Annotated in this window: 16 protein-coding genes; 12 read left to right on the top strand and 4 right to left on the bottom strand. The window is 63.1% G+C overall.

The window, feature by feature from the left end:
* The first annotated feature begins 28 nt into the window (after positions 1-28).
* The 7 genes from EN850_RS00615 (at position 29) to EN850_RS00585 (ending at position 7,043) form a co-directional block, all read left to right on the top strand.
* The gene (locus tag EN850_RS00615) at positions 29-313 is read left to right on the top strand and encodes an acylphosphatase (protein ID WP_127278538.1); all 285 of its coding nucleotides are present in this window, start codon (positions 29-31) and stop codon (positions 311-313) included.
* Between the two features lie 66 nt (positions 314-379).
* A complete protein-coding gene (locus EN850_RS00610; RefSeq protein ID WP_135919580.1) occupies positions 380-1,033 on the top strand; it encodes a TetR/AcrR family transcriptional regulator in 654 nt (217 codons plus the stop codon).
* Positions 1,002-2,165, top strand: a complete 1,164-nt coding sequence (locus EN850_RS00605; RefSeq protein ID WP_135883368.1) for an isovaleryl-CoA dehydrogenase — start codon at positions 1,002-1,004, stop codon at positions 2,163-2,165. Before EN850_RS00610 ends, EN850_RS00605 begins: the two co-directional genes overlap by 32 nt.
* Before the next feature lies 1 nt (position 2,166).
* Complete coding sequence (locus EN850_RS00600) at positions 2,167-3,774, top strand: carboxyl transferase domain-containing protein (protein WP_127871369.1); 1,608 nt, start codon at positions 2,167-2,169, stop codon at positions 3,772-3,774.
* Positions 3,775-3,776: 2 nt separating this feature from the next.
* Positions 3,777-4,307: an O-acetyl-ADP-ribose deacetylase gene (locus EN850_RS00595; protein ID WP_135915308.1), complete on the top strand. Its 531-nt coding sequence runs from the start codon at positions 3,777-3,779 to the stop codon at positions 4,305-4,307.
* A gap of 120 nt (positions 4,308-4,427) precedes the next feature.
* On the top strand, positions 4,428-4,892 hold the full coding sequence (locus EN850_RS00590; RefSeq protein ID WP_136090718.1) for a hypothetical protein: 465 nt from the start codon (positions 4,428-4,430) through the stop codon (positions 4,890-4,892).
* A gap of 168 nt (positions 4,893-5,060) precedes the next feature.
* The gene (locus EN850_RS00585; protein WP_136090387.1) at positions 5,061-7,043 is read left to right on the top strand and encodes an acetyl/propionyl/methylcrotonyl-CoA carboxylase subunit alpha; all 1,983 of its coding nucleotides are present in this window, start codon (positions 5,061-5,063) and stop codon (positions 7,041-7,043) included.
* A gap of 183 nt (positions 7,044-7,226) precedes the next feature.
* Here the strand turns inward: EN850_RS00585 and EN850_RS00580 are convergent, their stop codons facing one another.
* Together EN850_RS00580 and EN850_RS00575 are read right to left on the bottom strand one after the other, a co-directional pair.
* Complete coding sequence (locus EN850_RS00580; RefSeq protein WP_127281159.1) at positions 7,227-8,348, bottom strand: branched-chain amino acid ABC transporter substrate-binding protein; 1,122 nt, start codon at positions 8,346-8,348, stop codon at positions 7,227-7,229.
* Positions 8,349-8,773: 425 nt separating this feature from the next.
* Positions 8,774-9,040 carry a sel1 repeat family protein gene (locus tag EN850_RS00575; RefSeq protein WP_010915070.1) on the bottom strand — a complete coding sequence of 89 codons (267 nt, stop codon included), beginning with the start codon at positions 9,038-9,040 and terminating at the stop codon, positions 8,774-8,776.
* A 438-nt stretch (positions 9,041-9,478) separates the two neighbouring features.
* On the opposite strand from EN850_RS00575, the gene EN850_RS00570 reads away from it, so the two are divergent.
* From EN850_RS00570 to EN850_RS00555, 5 genes are all read left to right on the top strand, one after another.
* Positions 9,479-9,820 carry a DUF2147 domain-containing protein gene (locus tag EN850_RS00570; protein WP_127871364.1) on the top strand — a complete coding sequence of 114 codons (342 nt, stop codon included), beginning with the start codon at positions 9,479-9,481 and terminating at the stop codon, positions 9,818-9,820.
* A 211-nt stretch (positions 9,821-10,031) separates the two neighbouring features.
* Positions 10,032-10,187: a hypothetical protein gene (locus EN850_RS36180; protein WP_167531191.1), complete on the top strand. Its 156-nt coding sequence runs from the start codon at positions 10,032-10,034 to the stop codon at positions 10,185-10,187.
* Between the two features lie 39 nt (positions 10,188-10,226).
* On the top strand, positions 10,227-10,421 hold the full coding sequence (locus EN850_RS00565; protein ID WP_136090386.1) for a hypothetical protein: 195 nt from the start codon (positions 10,227-10,229) through the stop codon (positions 10,419-10,421).
* A gap of 116 nt (positions 10,422-10,537) precedes the next feature.
* Positions 10,538-11,998 carry an AMP nucleosidase gene (locus EN850_RS00560; protein ID WP_246689118.1) on the top strand — a complete coding sequence of 487 codons (1,461 nt, stop codon included), beginning with the start codon at positions 10,538-10,540 and terminating at the stop codon, positions 11,996-11,998.
* Between the two features lie 135 nt (positions 11,999-12,133).
* The gene (locus EN850_RS00555) at positions 12,134-13,144 is read left to right on the top strand and encodes an endonuclease/exonuclease/phosphatase family protein (protein ID WP_189524516.1); all 1,011 of its coding nucleotides are present in this window, start codon (positions 12,134-12,136) and stop codon (positions 13,142-13,144) included.
* A 53-nt stretch (positions 13,145-13,197) separates the two neighbouring features.
* On the opposite strand, the gene EN850_RS00550 is transcribed toward EN850_RS00555, so the two are convergent.
* Positions 13,198-13,794, bottom strand: coding sequence for a DUF922 domain-containing protein (locus EN850_RS00550; protein WP_135919569.1), 597 nt, complete (start codon positions 13,792-13,794; stop codon positions 13,198-13,200).
* A 139-nt stretch (positions 13,795-13,933) separates the two neighbouring features.
* On the bottom strand, positions 13,934-15,613 hold the full coding sequence (locus EN850_RS00545) for an electron transfer flavoprotein-ubiquinone oxidoreductase (protein ID WP_135919567.1): 1,680 nt from the start codon (positions 15,611-15,613) through the stop codon (positions 13,934-13,936).
* Between the last annotated feature and the right edge of the window lie 122 nt (positions 15,614-15,735).

The following is a 15,735-nucleotide window of genomic DNA, read 5'->3' as shown; positions in this document are numbered from 1 at the left end:
CGCCAGACTCTATGCAAGGGAGTGAGCCATGAAAGACCGGAAAAGGGCGGTTCAGGCGCGCATATACGGCAAGGTTCAAGGTGTCGGCTACAGGATCTGGGCGCGAGGCGAAGCGACAAGGTTCGGGCTGCTGGGCTGGGTGCGCAACGAGAGAGACGGCTCGGTGACGGCATGGCTTACCGGCGCCGACGCGGCGGTTGCGGACATGATCGAGCGGCTACGGCAGGGCCCGCTGGGAGCGGCGGTCTCGCGGATCGATGTGGAAGAGCTGGAGAGTTGGACCACGCCTGGAGATTTCAGGATCATTGCGTAGGAGCATTTCGCTCTCTTGAATTAATTGAACGTTCGTTTTATTACTACCGCCGTCAGCGAGGCGATGATGGCACGCACCACAGGATCAGACGGCGGGCGAACCGAGGCGGCAATCCGCGAAGCGGCGGTCAATCTGATAGCGCGCTACGGCTATCAAGCGATGTCGATGCGCCAGTTGGCCGCCGAGGTCGGCGTCCAGGCAGCCGCGCTCTATCGCTATTTCCCGACCAAGGAAGAGCTGCTGTTCACACTGATGCGCGAGCATATGCAAGGACTTCGCGAAGCCTGGGAGCACTCCAGGCCGGCCGGCGCGGATCCGGCGCGGCAGCTTGCCGCCTATGTGCGCAACCACATCGCCTTTCATATCGAACGCCGCCACGCCACGCATGTGTCGAACATGGAATTGCGCAGCCTGTCGCCCGACAGGCTGACGCAGATCCTGCGCATGCGCACGGCCTACGAAAAGGAACTGCGTTCGATCCTGCGCGATGGCGCCGAGGCGGGTATTTTCAGCGTCGAGGACACCGGCCTGACGGCCATGGCGCTGATCCAGATGATGACCGGCGTCATTGTCTGGTTCCGGCCGGGCGAGCGATTGTCGATCGCTGAAGTCACGGCAACATATCTTTCGATGACAATGCGCCTGGTCGGCGCGAAGATCGATGGGGTCATGCGGCAGGAGGAACGGCATGTACACGAACACGCTCAGCTTCGGGCATGACGAGGACATCGAGGCGCTGCGCGACCTGGTCCGGCGCTTCGCGCAGGACAGGATCGCTCCGCTCGCAGCCGACATCGACCGGGAGAACGAATTCCCCGCGCATCTGTGGCACGAACTCGGCGCGCTCGGCCTGCTCGGCATAACCGCCGATCCCGATTTCGGCGGCAGCGGCATGGGCTATCTCGCCCACGTGATCGCGGTCGAGGAGATTTCGCGCGCCTCGGCATCGGTCGGCCTCTCCTATGGCGCCCACTCCAATCTCTGCGTCAACCAGATCAACCGTTGGGCAACACCGGCACAGAAGGAAAAATACCTGCCGCCGCTGTGTTCGGGCGAGCATGTCGGGGCGCTCGCCATGTCGGAGCCCGGCGCCGGCTCCGACGTGGTGTCGCTCAAGCTGCGCGCCGATAAGCGCAATGACCGCTATGTGCTCAACGGCACCAAGATGTGGATCACCAACGGTCCGGACGCCGAAACGCTGGTCGTCTACGCCAAGACCGACCCGGAACGGCAATCGCGCGGCATCACTGCCTTCATCGTCGAAAAGGCGATGCCGGGGTTTTCGGTGGCGCAGAAGCTCGACAAGCTCGGCATGCGAGGCTCCAACACCGGTGAACTGGTCTTTTCGGATGTCGAGGTACCGTTCGACAATGTGCTGCACGAGGAAGGACGCGGCGTCGAGGTGCTGATGTCTGGCCTCGACTATGAGCGCACCGTGCTTGCCGGCGGGCCGATCGGCCTGATGGCGGCGTGCCTCGACGTGGCGATCCCCTATGTTCACGAGCGCAAGCAGTTCGGCCAGCCGATCGGGGAATTCCAGCTCGTGCAAGGCAAGCTTGCCGACATGTATACGGCGATGAACGCAGCGCGCGCCTACGTCTACGCCGTCGCCGCCGCCTGCGACCGCGGCCAGACCAGCCGTAAGGATGCCGCCGGCTGCGTGCTGTTTGCCGCCGAGAAAGCGACGCAGATGGCGCTCGACGCCATCCAGTTGCTTGGCGGCAACGGCTATATCAACGACTATCCGACCGGCCGGCTGCTGCGCGACGCCAAGCTCTACGAGATCGGGGCCGGCACCAGCGAAATCCGCCGCTGGCTGATCGGCCGCGAAATCATGGCGGAGGGAGCGTAGCATGGCCACGCTGCAAACCCAGATTTCTCCTTCCTCCGAGACCTTCCGTGCCAATGCCGAGCGCATGAGGGCTCTGGTTGCCGACATCGCCGAAAAGGCCACGGCCGTCGAGCGGGGCGGCTCGGACGAGGCACGCGAGCGCCATGTCGGCCGTGGCAAGCTGTTGCCGCGCGAACGCCTGGCGCAATTGCTGGACACCGGTTCGCCTTTCCTCGAGATCGGCCAGTTCGCGGCCTGGTCGATGTATGGCGAGGAGATTTCGTCGGCCGGCCTGATCGCCGGCATCGGCCGTGTCGAGGGCACCGAGGTGATGGTCGTCGTCAACGACGCCACCGTGAAGGGCGGCACCTATTATCCGCTGACGGTGAAGAAGCATCTGCGGGCGCAGGAGATCGCACTGCAAAACAACCTGCCTTGCGTCTATCTGGTCGACAGCGGCGGCGCCAATCTGCCCAACCAGGACGAGGTGTTTCCCGACCGCGAGCATTTCGGCCGCATCTTCTACAACCAGGCCAACATGTCGGCGGCCGGCATCCCGCAGATCGCCTGCGTCATGGGTTCCTGCACGGCTGGCGGCGCCTATGTGCCGGCGATGTCGGACGAGACGATCATGGTGCGCAACCAGGCGACCATCTTCCTCGGCGGACCGCCGCTGGTGAAGGCGGCCACCGGCGAGGATGTCAGCGCCGAGGATCTGGGCGGCGCTGATGTGCACACCCGGCTTTCCGGTGTCGCCGATCACTATGCACTGGACGACGAACACGCGCTCGCCATTTGCCGGCGCATCATCAAGAACCTGAATCGGAACAAAGCTGTAAGCCTGAAGTTACAGAAAGCGATTCCGCCGCTTCATCCGGCGGATGAGCTTTACGGCATCGTCCCGACCGATCTGCGCCAGCCCTATGACGTGCGCGAGGTGATCGCGCGCGTCGTCGACGGCTCCGAATTCGATGAGTTCAAGCAGAACTACGGCACGACGCTGATCACCGGCTTTGCCCATCTCCACGGCATGCCGGTCGGCATCATCGCCAACAATGGCGTGCTGTTTTCCGAGAGCGCGCTGAAGGGCGCGCACTTCATCGAATTGTGCTGCCAGCGCAAGATACCGCTGGTTTTCCTGCAGAACATCACCGGCTTCATGGTCGGCAGGAAATACGAGGCGGGCGGCATCGCCAAGGACGGCGCCAAGCTGGTGATGGCGGTTGCGACCGCCAGGGTGCCCAAGGTGACCGTCATCGTCGGCGGTTCGTTCGGGGCCGGCAATTATGGCATGTGCGGCCGTGCCTACTCACCTCGCTTCCTGTGGATGTGGCCCAACGCCCGCATCTCGGTGATGGGCGGCGAGCAGGCGGCGACGGTGCTCGCCATGGTCAAGCGCGAAGGCATCGAGCGCAAGGGCGGGGAATGGACCGCCGAGGAGGAGGCGAAATTCAAGAAGCCGATCCTGATGAAGTACGAGCATGAAGGCCACCCGCTCTATTCCTCGGCAAGGCTCTGGGATGACGGCATCATCGATCCGGCCCGGACACGCGAGGTGCTGGCGCTCAGCCTGTCGGCCGCGCTCAACGCCGAGATCGAGGAGACACGCTTCGGTGTGTTCAGGATGTGATGATGAGCGCCACGGGCGACCGGATCAGCGTTCACACCGGCGACATCACCAAGCTGGCGGTCGATGCCATCGTCAACGCCGCCAACTCCTCGCTGCTCGGTGGCGGCGGGGTCGACGGAGCCATTCACCGCGCCGCCGGGCCGGAACTCGAATTCGAATGTCGCATGCTCAATGGCTGCAAGACGGGCGATGCAAAGCTGACCAAGGGTTATCGGCTGCCGGCCCGCCATATCATCCATACGGTCGGGCCGGTTTGGCAGGGTGGCGGCAAGGGTGAGGCAGAACTGCTCGCCTCCTGCTACCAGCGCTCGCTCGAAATCGCTTTTGCCAATGACTGCCGGACAATTGCCTTTCCAGCAATCTCGACTGGTGTCTACCGGTATCCGAAGGCTGAAGCGACTGCGATCGCGGTCCGAACGGTCGGCAGCTTCCTTGCACGGAACACATCGCCGGAAACCGTTACTTTCTGCTGCTTCGATGAGCCGACTTCAGAACTATACCGAAGAGCAATTGCTGCTCTGGGGGAAAGTTGAACTGTATGGACCAATCGATTCATCATCATAGCCAAATGAAAATTTCTACCGGCGAACTGGCGGCGGCACCGAATGTTCGCTATTGCTCACACTGGGTTGGGCAATTGGGCTGGGGTGAAAATGGTTCGGAAATATTGTCGCAAGTCGGCTGCGTCGATACTTGCAGGATTACTAATGCTCTCGGCGACTGGCATGAGCATGGCCAAATCGCTTGCAGACAGAAAAGGCCACGTTCGTTTCCCGGTGCTGACCGGACTGCTTGTCGTAACGACAGTCGCCGCCGCGACGGCGGGTTCACTGGCGGGAAGCAAGGGAGACGTGCATTTTCCACCGACCATGGGCTCGGATCCGAAGAGCGAATGCAACGTGGCGTACAAAGCCTATATCGCGGCGGGCGGTCATTCGGCCTACGCCACGACCTTTTATTCGCGCGTTGTCGACCTCTACATCATCTGCGGGACGAAGCTCAACGCGCCGTCCCAGAAGGCCGCGGAAGAAATGGCGCTGCGCAACTGCCAGGCCGGCTTGACACGGTGGAAGCTCAAGACCGCGAGCGGCGGCTGCGCCATCTCGGCGTCGAAGTAGGCAGGGCCGAACGCCAGCTGGAGCACTCCCTTGGTAAGGGAGAGGTCGAGGGAACGTCTGCCAGCATAGGTCGGCAGGACAGCGTGCCTCTCGTGGGGGATATGTCCACTGAGGCGAGCGCGAAGCAAGGCCTGCGTCGCTCGAAGCAAATTCGCCGCTGGAGGCTCCATGTTTAGCAAGATCCTGATCGCCAATCGGGGCGAGATCGCTTGCCGCGTTATCCGCACCGCCCGCAAGCTCGGCGTGCACACCGTCGCCGTCTATTCGGATGCCGACGCGAGATCCCTGCATGTCGAAATGGCCGACGAGGCGGTCCATATCGGCCCCTCGCCTGTCGGCGAGAGCTATCTGCGCGGCGACAGGATCGTCGCGGCAGCGCTTGCAACGGGTGCCGAAGCGATCCATCCGGGCTATGGCTTCCTCTCGGAAAACCCTGACTTCGTCGATCAGGTCACAGCCGCAGGGCTCACCTTCATTGGCCCATCGGCCGCTTCGATCCGCGCCATGGGGCTCAAGGACGCCGCCAAGCGGCTGATGGAGAAAGCCGGCGTTCCGGTCGTGCCGGGCTATCATGGCGAGGCGCAGGAGATCGTGCTGCTTGCCTCGAAAGCCCGCGAGATCGGCTATCCCGTGCTGATCAAGGCGCGTGCCGGCGGCGGCGGCAAGGGCATGCGGCGCGTCGAGCATCCCGATGATTTTTCCGAGGCGCTGTCCAGCGCCCGGCGCGAAGCCAAGGCCGCCTTCGGCGACGACCGCGTGCTGGTCGAAAAATACGTCGACAAGCCACGGCATATCGAAGTGCAGGTGTTCGGCGACAATTTCGGCAATGCCGTGCATCTCTACGAACGCGACTGCTCGGCGCAACGCCGCCACCAGAAGGTGATCGAGGAGACCCCCGCCCCCGGCATGACGCCGGCCTTGCGCAAGGCGATGACGGAGGCGGCGGTGAAGGCCGCCAAGGCGATCAACTATTCCGGCGCCGGCACCATCGAGTTCATCGTCGACGCCTCGCAAGGCCTCAAGGCCGACCGCTTCTGGTTCATGGAAATGAACACCCGCCTGCAGGTCGAGCATCCGGTCACCGAGATGGTCACCGGCACCGATCTCGTCGAGTGGCAGTTGCGCGTCGCCAGCGGCGAAAAACTACCGAAGACACAAAGCGAGATCGCGCTTTGCGGCCATGCCTTCGAGGCGCGCATCTATGCAGAGGACGCGGCCAAGGGGTTTCTGCCGGCGACGGGCACGCTGCACCACCTGAAATTTCCGGGCGTTGCCCCCGAGGGTGCCGCGATGCGCATTGAGACCGGCGTGCGGGCTGGCGATGCCATCTCGCCCTATTACGACCCCATGATCGCGAAGCTGGTCGTCCATTCCGGGGACAGGCAGGCGGCGCTGGAGGCGCTCCGCACTGCGCTCGCGCAAATCGAGATTGCCGGCTCCACCGTCAACGCCGCTTTTCTTGCCGCTCTTGCCGCCGATCCGGATTTTGCGGCGGGCGACGTCGATACCGGCCTGATCGGCAGACTCCAGGAGATGCTGACGGCGGTCGCGCCGCCGACCGGCGAAATCATCTCGGCTGCCGCGCTGGCGGCCTCGGGTACCGGAGCATTGCCGTCGGACGACCCCTGGTCGTCGCTTGCCGGCTATGCGCATTTCCACGGCGTTGCGCGGCGCACGCGGCTGAAGTTCGGCGACGAGGCCATCCTGGCCAAGGTTTCAATGCGGCCGGACGGGCGCTTTCAGGTGGCGCTCGATGCGCCGTATGACAGCACCAATTCGCATGACCTTCGGGCCGTTCCCCGCCTCGCCCGCTGGCCTGGCCACATCACCGTGTTCGAAGGCGCTGTCGCCTATACTTTCACCGTGCCGGATCCCCTGGCCAGGAGCGATGAAGCCGCTGCCGCCTCCGGCAGCCTGCGCGCGCCGATGCCGGGTCTCGTCAAGCTTGTGCGCGTGGCGAAAGGCGACGCCGTGATCAAGGGACAAATTCTGCTGATCCTCGAAGCGATGAAGATGGAGCACACCATCGCCGCCCCGCATGACGGGGTGATCGCCGAGATCGCCGGGGAAGGGTCACAGGTCACCGACGGGGCGGTGCTGGTGGGGTTCATCGAGGACCAGAACGCGTCGACCGCCGCCACCGGCCGATAGCCGGAGCGCATCGCGGACCGCAAACAGAAATGGCCGGGACGAACCCGGCCATTTCCTTGGACTAGAGCGGTTCAGAGTTTGATAGAATCTCTGACCCGCTCTAACTTCTTGTTTTTACGCAATTCTGGACGGAAAACCGCTACACACTTTTCCTAGAATTGCTCTAGCCGATCGTCGGAGCGATTACTGCGCGATCGGCGCGTACTTGCCGTCATGCCACTGGTTGATGTCATAGCTGGCATTTTTGAGGTCGCCCTTCTCGTCGAAGGTGACGTCGCCGACAACGGTGCTGATCGGCGTGCCGTTCTTCAACGCTTCGGCAACCTTGGCCGGATCGTCGCTGCCGGCACGCTTGATGCCTTCGGCGAAAGCCTGGACCACGGCGTAGGAGAACAGCGTGAAGCCTTCCGGCACGAAGCCGCCGGCCTTGATCTTCTCGACGGCCGCCTTGGCTTCCGGCTTTGCCTGCGGATCCGACGGGAACACGAACATGGTGCCCTCGCCGGCCGGGCCGGCAACCTGCCAGAACTCCGGCGAGGCGATCGAGTCCGGCATGATCAGCTGGAACTTCAGGTTCTGTTCGGCCGACTGACGCAGGATCAGGCCAGCCTCAGGATGGTAGCCGCCGAAATAGACGACATCGGCCTTGAGATCCTTCAGCTTGGTGACAAGCGCCGAATAGTCCTTCTCGCCGGGGTTGATGGCGTCATAGTAGACTTCCTTGAGGCCACCGGTATTCATGGTTGCCCTGACGGCGTCAGCCACGCCCTGACCGTAGGCGCTCTTGTCGTGCAGGATGACCACATTCTTGCCGGCATACTTCTTGGCGATCCATGGGCCGATGAAGGCGCCCTGTGCGTCGTCACGCGTATAAAGACGCATGATCGTCGGCCAGCCGGACTTGGCCGCGGCGTCGGTCAGCACCGGGTTCGAAGAGGCCGGGCTCATCATCAGCGCACCGGCTTCGGCATAGACGGCCGAGGCCGGAATGCTCGAACCCGAGCAGGCATGACCGTCGATGAACTTGACGCCGTTGGCGATGATGCGGTTGGCGACCGAAACGGCCTGCTTGGGGTCGCACTGGTCGTCCTCGATGTCGAGCTTGATCATCGAGCCGTTGACGCCGCCCGCGGCGTTGATGGCATCGGCCGCGGCCTGTGCGCCCTGCTTGAATTGATCGCCGATGGTCGCGAGTTGTCCGGTCATCGGGCCGACCACCGATACGGTGATGTCGTCGGCGAATGCGACAGGCGCGCTCATCATCAGGCCGAAAATGGCCGCGCTCAAAATACTCATTTTTTTCATGACAATAGAACTCCTCCACTAACGCGCGGCCGCCCCGGCCGCGCTTCTTCCAGAGAGGCGGGACAATTTCATCCTTCACCGGGCCTGTCTAGGCGCATTGGCGCCGCTCGATTGGGCCTGCGCGGTCTCATCCACGCAAAAAGCCACGCCAGCCTTGTTCCGGCTGGTCGTGGCTTTTTGCCTGTCAGGCTGTTTCCCCGGCGCCCCCCGCGCTGTGAACCCAACCCACCTTCCCTGTCTTCCTGTTGGCCATGATCTTGCCGAAGCCCCGATTCCACTTTCGGGATCATGGTCCGTCGCGCGGCTTGGACCTGTCGGCCTGCCGCATTCTTTTTGTTGTTGGCCCGTGGCCTGGCTGTCTGCGCAGCCTTGTCCCTGTTGGCCCGACCGTCTTTTAGCGGCGGAGCGTCCCCGTCTGGCGGGACTCAGTGCATCGTCATCCATTCGCGGGCTTCGCGCAGCGCCTTGGCGATCTCGACCTTCGACATGGCCGCCGAGAGTTCCGAGCGCAGTTCCGCGGCGCGGGCCGAACCCTTGATGGCGGCGATGTTGAACCATTTGTGGGCGGCAACGACATCGGTCTCGCAATCGCGACCGGTCGCATACATCATGCCCAGTTCGAAAAGAATGTCGGCCTGGGCAGTTGCCCCCATGGCGCCGAAGCCTGCTTCAAGCATTTCAAAACGTGCCATTTTAGTCCCCTGTCTGGCTCCCGAGAGCTGCCTCCGTTTGTCTTGTCCGGGGCGCTCTTTCGATGCTTTCGAGAATGCCGCGCAGGCTTGAATCCGTCGTTAAATGGCGTGCTTAATTTGAGGAAAACAAAGCTAAAACAAGAGGTAAACACGGAAATTCGTTAAGGATACGAAACCAGCAATTCGGCCGGTTTTCGCCAAATTTGACGAAAATTTTCGGGACCCCGATCAACACTCCGCTAACCACGGGAAACAAACACGACGCGGCGATCGTTTCCGTTTCCGTCCCGACAGAGCGAATTCAGCCGCTTTCAAAACGCCAAAGTCTTCCGTTGCGGCACCGCTTTTGTTTTGACGGAAGCTGGACTAGCTTACGTTTGCGTAAGCGGCAGACCGGTGAGGCGGAGCATCCGGCCGGCTATCCAAACGGAGGAAGACATGTTTCGAAAAGTGAGCCTGGCCCTGGCGGCCACTTTGATGCTGAGCGGCGCGGCATGGGCCGATCCGATCGAGGGCAACTGGAAAACGCAGGCAGGCGACACCGCGGCCATTTCAGGCGGCGATTCATTTTCCATTACGCTCAAGTCCGGTAAATATGCCGGCAAGACCATCGGATCGCTCAAGGCGGCCGGCGACAACAAATATACCGGCAACATCACCGATCCGGCAAACGACAAGACCTATTCCGGCAAGGCGACATTGGCTGGCACCTCGCTCAAGATGAGCGGTTGCGTGCTAGGCGGACTGATCTGCAAGAGCCAGACCTGGCACAAGCTCTGATCGTCATCTCCTTGCGATCTCAAAACGGGGCCCGGCGGGCCCCGTTTTCGTTTTATCGACGCGCTGACCGTGACCCTCGATGGCCGTTCGGGCCGGCGGCGACCCAGCCAATGTCCCGTCAATCAATTTGAACCGCAGATGAACGCCGGCATCAGAGCCGGTTCAGAGGCGTCAGGGCATTCTCCTGCGTGTTGAAGGAGACACGGACCCAATGCTTGCTCGCCGCTTCACCATCGTCTGCCTGCTGATGAGCCTGTTTGGGATGTTCTTCGCCATCCTCGTCGCCGAAGCGGCCCGGTCCCCCCGCTCCTGGGAGGAAGCCGCCAGAATGTGCCACCTCGCCTGCCCGACCAACCTTCGCCACTGAAACAGAGAACCAGACCTCGAAAAGAAAAGCACAGACATCATGAACCGCATCGCCGCCGCCCTCGCCAAGACCCTCCGGCTCCTGCCGAGGGCGGCGCTTATCCTGGTGCTCCTGGCCGCTCCGGTCCTGGCGGTGCCGATGATGCGCGCCGATGCCGGCTCGACGATCGAGGCGCCGGCGCTCAGAAAGTCCGGCGTCGGGTTCGTGCTGCTGGTCAGCCTGCAGCGGGGTTGAAGAAAAATGGCGCTTTGAGCGCCTTCGGCGGCGAGCCCCCTCCCAACCGCCTCCCCAAGTCTCTATATTGAGTCATGGAAAAGCGAATCTACCCCCAAGCCATCGAATCAGTCGTCATGCCCGAGCCTTTTGGCCGGCAAAGCTTCGACAATGCCGAAAAGGCCGTTGCCGCGCTGAAGGTGCTTTACAACCGCAACACCAAGTTCCTTCGCGATTCCTTCGCAGCCCTTGCCGCCGGCGGCGACAGCAGCAAGCGCTACCGGGCCTTCTACCCCGAGATCGGCGTCACCACGAGTTCGTTCACCCAGGTCGACTCGCGCCAGGCCTATGGCCACATGCCGACGCCCGGCCATTTCGCCACCACGGTGACCCAGCCGGACCTGTTCGAGACTTACCTCATCGAGCAGCTTCGGCTGATCATGCGCAATCACGGCGTGTCGGTGACCGTCTCGGAATCGACCACGCCGATCCCCCTGCATTTCGCTTTCCTGGAAGGCACCTATGTGGACGGCGCCGCTGCCGAGCGCATCGAGCGGCCGATCCGCGACCTGTTCGACGTGCCGGATCTCGACGGTACCGACGATCAGATCGCCAACGGCACGTTTGAGGTCGCCTTCGGCGAGCCCCGGCCGCTGGCGCCGTTCACGGCGCAGCGCATCGACTATTCACTGCACCGCATGACGCACTACACCGCAACCAGCCCGCAGCATTTCCAGAACTTCGTGCTGTTCACCAACTATCAGTTCTACATCGACGAGTTCGTCGCCCGCGCCCGCGACCTGATGGAAAAGGGGGGCGACGGCTACACAGAATTTGTCGAACCCGGCAACGTCATCACCCGGGCCGGGCAGAGTGCGCCCAGCGAAGGCGTAGCGCCACAGCGCCTGCCGCAGATGCCGGCCTACCATCTGAAGAAGCCCAACCATGGCGGCATCACCATGGTCAATATCGGCGTGGGTCCTTCCAACGCCAAGACCATCACCGACCATATCGCGGTGCTTCGGCCACATGCCTGGGTGATGCTTGGTCACTGCGCCGGGCTGCGCAACACTCAGGCACTGGGTGATTATGTGCTGGCGCATGCCTATGTGCGCGAGGATCACGTGCTGGACGACGATCTGCCGGTCTGGGTGCCGATCCCGCCATTGGCCGAGATCCAGGTTGCGCTGCAGGAAGCAGTCGCCGAGGTCACCGGCCTGTCTGGCTATGACCTGAAGCGCATCATGCGCACGGGCACCGTCGCCACCATCGACAACCGCAACTGGGAACTGCGCGACCAGCGCGGACCGGTGCAGCGCCTGTCACAGTCGCGCGCGATCGCGCTCGATATGGAATCGGCCACGATCGCCGCCAATGGTTTCCGCTTCCGGGTGCCCTATGGCACGCTGCTGTGCGTTTCCGACAAGCCGCTGCATGGCGAGTTGAAATTGCCTGGGATGGCGACCGAGTTCTACAAACGCCAGGTGGCGCAGCACCTGACCATCGGCATCAGGGCGATGGAGAAGCTGGCCGAGATGCCGATGGAGCGGCTGCATTCGCGCAAGCTCAGGAGCTTTTCGGAGACAGCGTTCCAGTAGGCGGTCGTGCGAAGCCTCGGCGAGGCAATTGGTCGTCTTGCTCAGGCCGTAATTTGGCGGACAAGCAAAATCGAACGGATCGGCAGGCGGCATTCGGCAGACACGACCTCAATGACAACAGGCGCGCGCTTGAACATGACGGCTGGGCTGGTATTCCTGGCGATAACGGTATTGTCGGCCGCTTTGTTGGCCGGGTTTTTCGGCGCGCTGCACCCCGCTTTCGATTCCTTCTCGCATTTCCGCATTCACTTCAGTGTGCTGATGGCGCTTCTGGCGCTGCCGCTGCTTGCGAGTTCCTACCGGCTGCAGGCGGCCGCGGCACTGCTCTTCGCCATCGCCTGCCTGGCCACGACGGCAAACGCACTGCCCAGGTTGTGGCCGCAGCCAGCAGTTGCCAAGCCCGCCGACCAGATCGTCTACAGCCTGCTGCAGATGAACCTGCGCTTCAACAACCCGACGCCGAAGAAAGTGCTCTCACTGATCGGCCGCACCAATCCTGATGTGATCACCCTCGACGAAGTGTCGGCGATGTGGACGACCGAGCTTGGCTACATCGCCAGCGCCTACCCCTACCGTATCCTCTGCCCCTACCCGAACGGCATGTTCGGCGTGGCGCTGCTGTCGCGCCGGCCGTTTGCCGCCGACACCGCGCCGCGTTGCGAGCCGCGCGGCGCGATGGCGACCGCCACCATCGACTTTGGCGGGAGCGATGTCGATGTCGCCGCGATCCATTTGAGCTGGCCCTGGCCGAAGGAGCAATACTGGCAGATCGGCGAACTGGCGCAGCCACTGGCCGCGCTCGGCGAGACCGCGATCCTGGCCGGCGACTGCAACGCCGTGCCCTGGAGTGCGGCGGTGCGGCGGGTCGCGGCGCTCGGCGGGCTGACACTGATGCCTTCAGCCGGCCCGACCTGGATCCACCGGACACTGCCCGACTTCCTGCGCCGCTATGCGGGCCTGCCGATCGACCAGGTGTTCAGCAAGGGCGGGCTGAAGATCCTGTCATCGACGCGGCTGGAGGATACCGGCTCCGACCATCTGCCGGTGCTGGTCGAATTTACGGTTCGATCGGATCAGAAGCAGCCCGGGGATGGGCACGCCACGGCGCTCGCGGCGAGCGGCTTGTCAGCCAAGCCGCAGGGCTGACTTACACGCGCCGCGCAGCGCAGAAGCGTCGAGATGGCGAATGGATTGCGCGTTCAAGGTTTCCCGATCAAGGCAGCGATCAGATGTTCGACATGGCCGCCATCGCTATGCTCGCGCCGGTCGAAAGCGTTTTGCCTGGCCTCATATTCCGCATAGACGGTCTTGATGCGAAGCCGAGCCTCGCGGCGCGTCTTGTCGCATGATGGGTCGTTGGCAACCCGCAGGCCGGCTATCGACCGTTCCGTAGCGCGCATCATCTTCTTGGCGATGCGCCCATGCGTTTCCTCATGGGCGCGAACACCGGCGAAAAATCTGTTCCACCGCCTTTTCAGCGCCGGCGTCATGGGCGAACCAACGCGAGGGAAGGTGTAGAACAGATTGAGCGTGCCGTTGACCCGCCGCAGCCGGCAGAAGCCGTTGTCCTGCCCTCCGCCGAGATCCCAGTCGACGGTATAGGCAGTTGTGGCGATGGCATGCGTCATGAAGCCATGCTTGGGACCCTTGCTGTCCATCGCCTCGATGAAGGCCGTACCCGAGCTTCCCTTGATGTCGTAGGTCCGCGTCTGGACGATTGCCCTGGTGCCAGCCCAGGCCTCCGGCGCACACAGTGTTCCGATGACGATGAGGCATGTCAGAACTGTCCGGCGCATCGGCCTTCTCCTTGTCCCTGGAGAAGGGAACCACAAGCCGGTGATCGTTTCAACGGTTCCGCTGTGCTGCATGCCCTCGCAGCCAGCACTCCGCTGCATTTTTTGCCGCCGCGCCCTGGGCGGCCTAGCGGCGCAGGGGTCACATGCCCTGGTAGACGGGTCCTTCACCGCCTTGCGGCGGCACCCAGTTGATGTTCTGGTTCGGGTCCTTGATGTCGCAGGTCTTGCAGTGGACGCAGTTCTGCGCGTTGATGACGAAGCGGACGTCCTTGGCCTGCGGATCGGCGGCGGCGTTGCCGTCCTTGTCCACCCACTCATAGACGCCCGCCGGGCAATAGCGCGTGGAAGGTCCGGCGAAGACATCGTGCTCCGACCGCTGCTGCAGCGCCATGTCGCCGACGATGAGGTGCACCGGCTCGTTTTCCTCGTGATTGGTGTTGGATAGAAACACCGAGGACAGGCGGTCGAAGGTGAGTACGCCATCCGGCTTCGGATAGGCGATCTTCTTGTGCTGGGCGGCAGGCTCGAGCGTCGCATAGTCGGCCTTGCCATGCTTCAGCGTGCCGAAGGGCGAGACGCCGAACAGCGTGTTCAGCCACATGTCGAGGCCGCCGAGGCCGACGCCGATGATGGTGCCGAAACGCGACCAGAGCGGCTTGACGTTGCGCACCTTCTTCAGGTCCTTGCCGATGTCGGTCGCCCGCCAGGCTTCCTCGTAGGCGGAAAGCTCGTCATTGGCACGGCCGGCGCCGATCGCCTTGGCGACATGATCGGCCGCCAGCATCCCAGACAGCACCGCATTGTGGGAGCCCTTGATGCGCGGCACGTTGACGAAGCCGGCCGCGCATCCCATCAGCGCACCGCCCGGGAACGACAATTTCGGCACCGACTGCCAGCCGCCCTCGGTTATGGCGCGCGCGCCGTAGCCCAGGCGCTTGGCGCCCTCGAACGTGCCTGCGATCGCCGGATGGGTCTTGAAGCGCTGGAATTCCTCGAAGGGCGACAGATAGGGGTTCTTGTAGTTGAGGTGGAGGACGAAGCCGACAGCCACCTGGTTGTCCTCCAGATGATACAGGAACGAACCGCCGCCGGTCTTCATGTCGAGCGGCCAGCCGAAGGAATGCTGCACCAGACCCGGCCGATGGTTCTCCGGCTTGACCTGCCAGAGTTCCTTGAGGCCGATGCCGTATTTGCCCGGCTCGCGGCCATCGGAGAGGTTGTATTTGGCAATCAGCTGCTTGGCGAGCGAACCGCGCGCGCCCTCGCCGATCAGCACATATTTGCCCATCAGCGCCATGCCCGGCGCGAAGCCCGGACCGTGCGTGCCGTCCTTCTCGACGCCCATGTCGCCGGTAACGACGCCAGTGACGGCGCCTTCTTCATTGTAGAGCAGGCCGGCGGCGGCAAAGCCTGGATAGATCTCGACGCCAAGCGCCTCGGCCTTGCCAGCCAGCCAGCGGCAGACGTTGCCCAGCGAGACGATGTAGTTGCCGTGGTTGTTCATCAGCGGCGGCATCAGGATGTTGGGCAGGCGGAACGAACCGGCGGGGCCGAGCACCAGGAAATGGTCCGCCGTGACCGGCGTCTTGAAGGGATGACCATCCTCCTCGCGCCAGCCGGGCAGAAGTCGGTCGATGCCGATCGGATCGACGACGGCGCCCGACAGGATATGGGCGCCGACCTCGCCGCCTTTTTCCAGCACGACGACGGAAAGCTCGGGATTGACCTGCTTGAGGCGGATGGCCGCGGCAAGGCCGGCCGGTCCGGCACCGACGATGACCACGTCGAATTCCATGCTTTCGCGTTCGATATCGCTCATCAACCCCTCCGCACTCGCTTGCCGCCGTTGGCGTATCTTGCTGGCTCCTGCGCTGCATAGCGCATCAATTGGCGACAGGAAACCGGCGCATACGTGACAATGCGGATTTGGCCAAAAAGTCG

The organism is Mesorhizobium sp. M8A.F.Ca.ET.207.01.1.1 (genome assembly GCF_004794715.1).
Taxonomy (GTDB): domain Bacteria; phylum Pseudomonadota; class Alphaproteobacteria; order Rhizobiales; family Rhizobiaceae; genus Mesorhizobium.
This window is presented reverse-complemented; position numbering and strand designations above follow the sequence as displayed.

Excerpts from the sequence above, each read along its gene's own strand:
- EN850_RS00615 (WP_127278538.1), top strand. The coding sequence starts at position 29 with ATGAAAGACCGGAAAAGGGCGGTTCAGGCGCGCATATACGGCAAGGTT.
- EN850_RS00610 (WP_135919580.1), top strand. The coding sequence starts at position 380 with ATGGCACGCACCACAGGATCAGACGGCGGGCGAACCGAGGCGGCAATC.
- EN850_RS00605 (WP_135883368.1), top strand. The coding sequence starts at position 1,002 with ATGTACACGAACACGCTCAGCTTCGGGCATGACGAGGACATCGAGGCG.
- EN850_RS00600 (WP_127871369.1), top strand. The coding sequence starts at position 2,167 with ATGGCCACGCTGCAAACCCAGATTTCTCCTTCCTCCGAGACCTTCCGT.
- EN850_RS00595 (WP_135915308.1), top strand. The coding sequence starts at position 3,777 with ATGAGCGCCACGGGCGACCGGATCAGCGTTCACACCGGCGACATCACC.
- EN850_RS00590 (WP_136090718.1), top strand. The coding sequence starts at position 4,428 with ATGGTTCGGAAATATTGTCGCAAGTCGGCTGCGTCGATACTTGCAGGA.
- EN850_RS00585 (WP_136090387.1), top strand. The coding sequence starts at position 5,061 with ATGTTTAGCAAGATCCTGATCGCCAATCGGGGCGAGATCGCTTGCCGC.
- EN850_RS00580 (WP_127281159.1), bottom strand. The coding sequence starts at position 8,348 with ATGAAAAAAATGAGTATTTTGAGCGCGGCCATTTTCGGCCTGATGATG.
- EN850_RS00575 (WP_010915070.1), bottom strand. The coding sequence starts at position 9,040 with ATGGCACGTTTTGAAATGCTTGAAGCAGGCTTCGGCGCCATGGGGGCA.
- EN850_RS00570 (WP_127871364.1), top strand. The coding sequence starts at position 9,479 with ATGTTTCGAAAAGTGAGCCTGGCCCTGGCGGCCACTTTGATGCTGAGC.
- EN850_RS36180 (WP_167531191.1), top strand. The coding sequence starts at position 10,032 with ATGCTTGCTCGCCGCTTCACCATCGTCTGCCTGCTGATGAGCCTGTTT.
- EN850_RS00565 (WP_136090386.1), top strand. The coding sequence starts at position 10,227 with ATGAACCGCATCGCCGCCGCCCTCGCCAAGACCCTCCGGCTCCTGCCG.
- EN850_RS00560 (WP_246689118.1), top strand. The coding sequence starts at position 10,538 with ATGCCCGAGCCTTTTGGCCGGCAAAGCTTCGACAATGCCGAAAAGGCC.
- EN850_RS00555 (WP_189524516.1), top strand. The coding sequence starts at position 12,134 with ATGACGGCTGGGCTGGTATTCCTGGCGATAACGGTATTGTCGGCCGCT.
- EN850_RS00550 (WP_135919569.1), bottom strand. The coding sequence starts at position 13,794 with ATGCGCCGGACAGTTCTGACATGCCTCATCGTCATCGGAACACTGTGT.
- EN850_RS00545 (WP_135919567.1), bottom strand. The coding sequence starts at position 15,613 with ATGAGCGATATCGAACGCGAAAGCATGGAATTCGACGTGGTCATCGTC.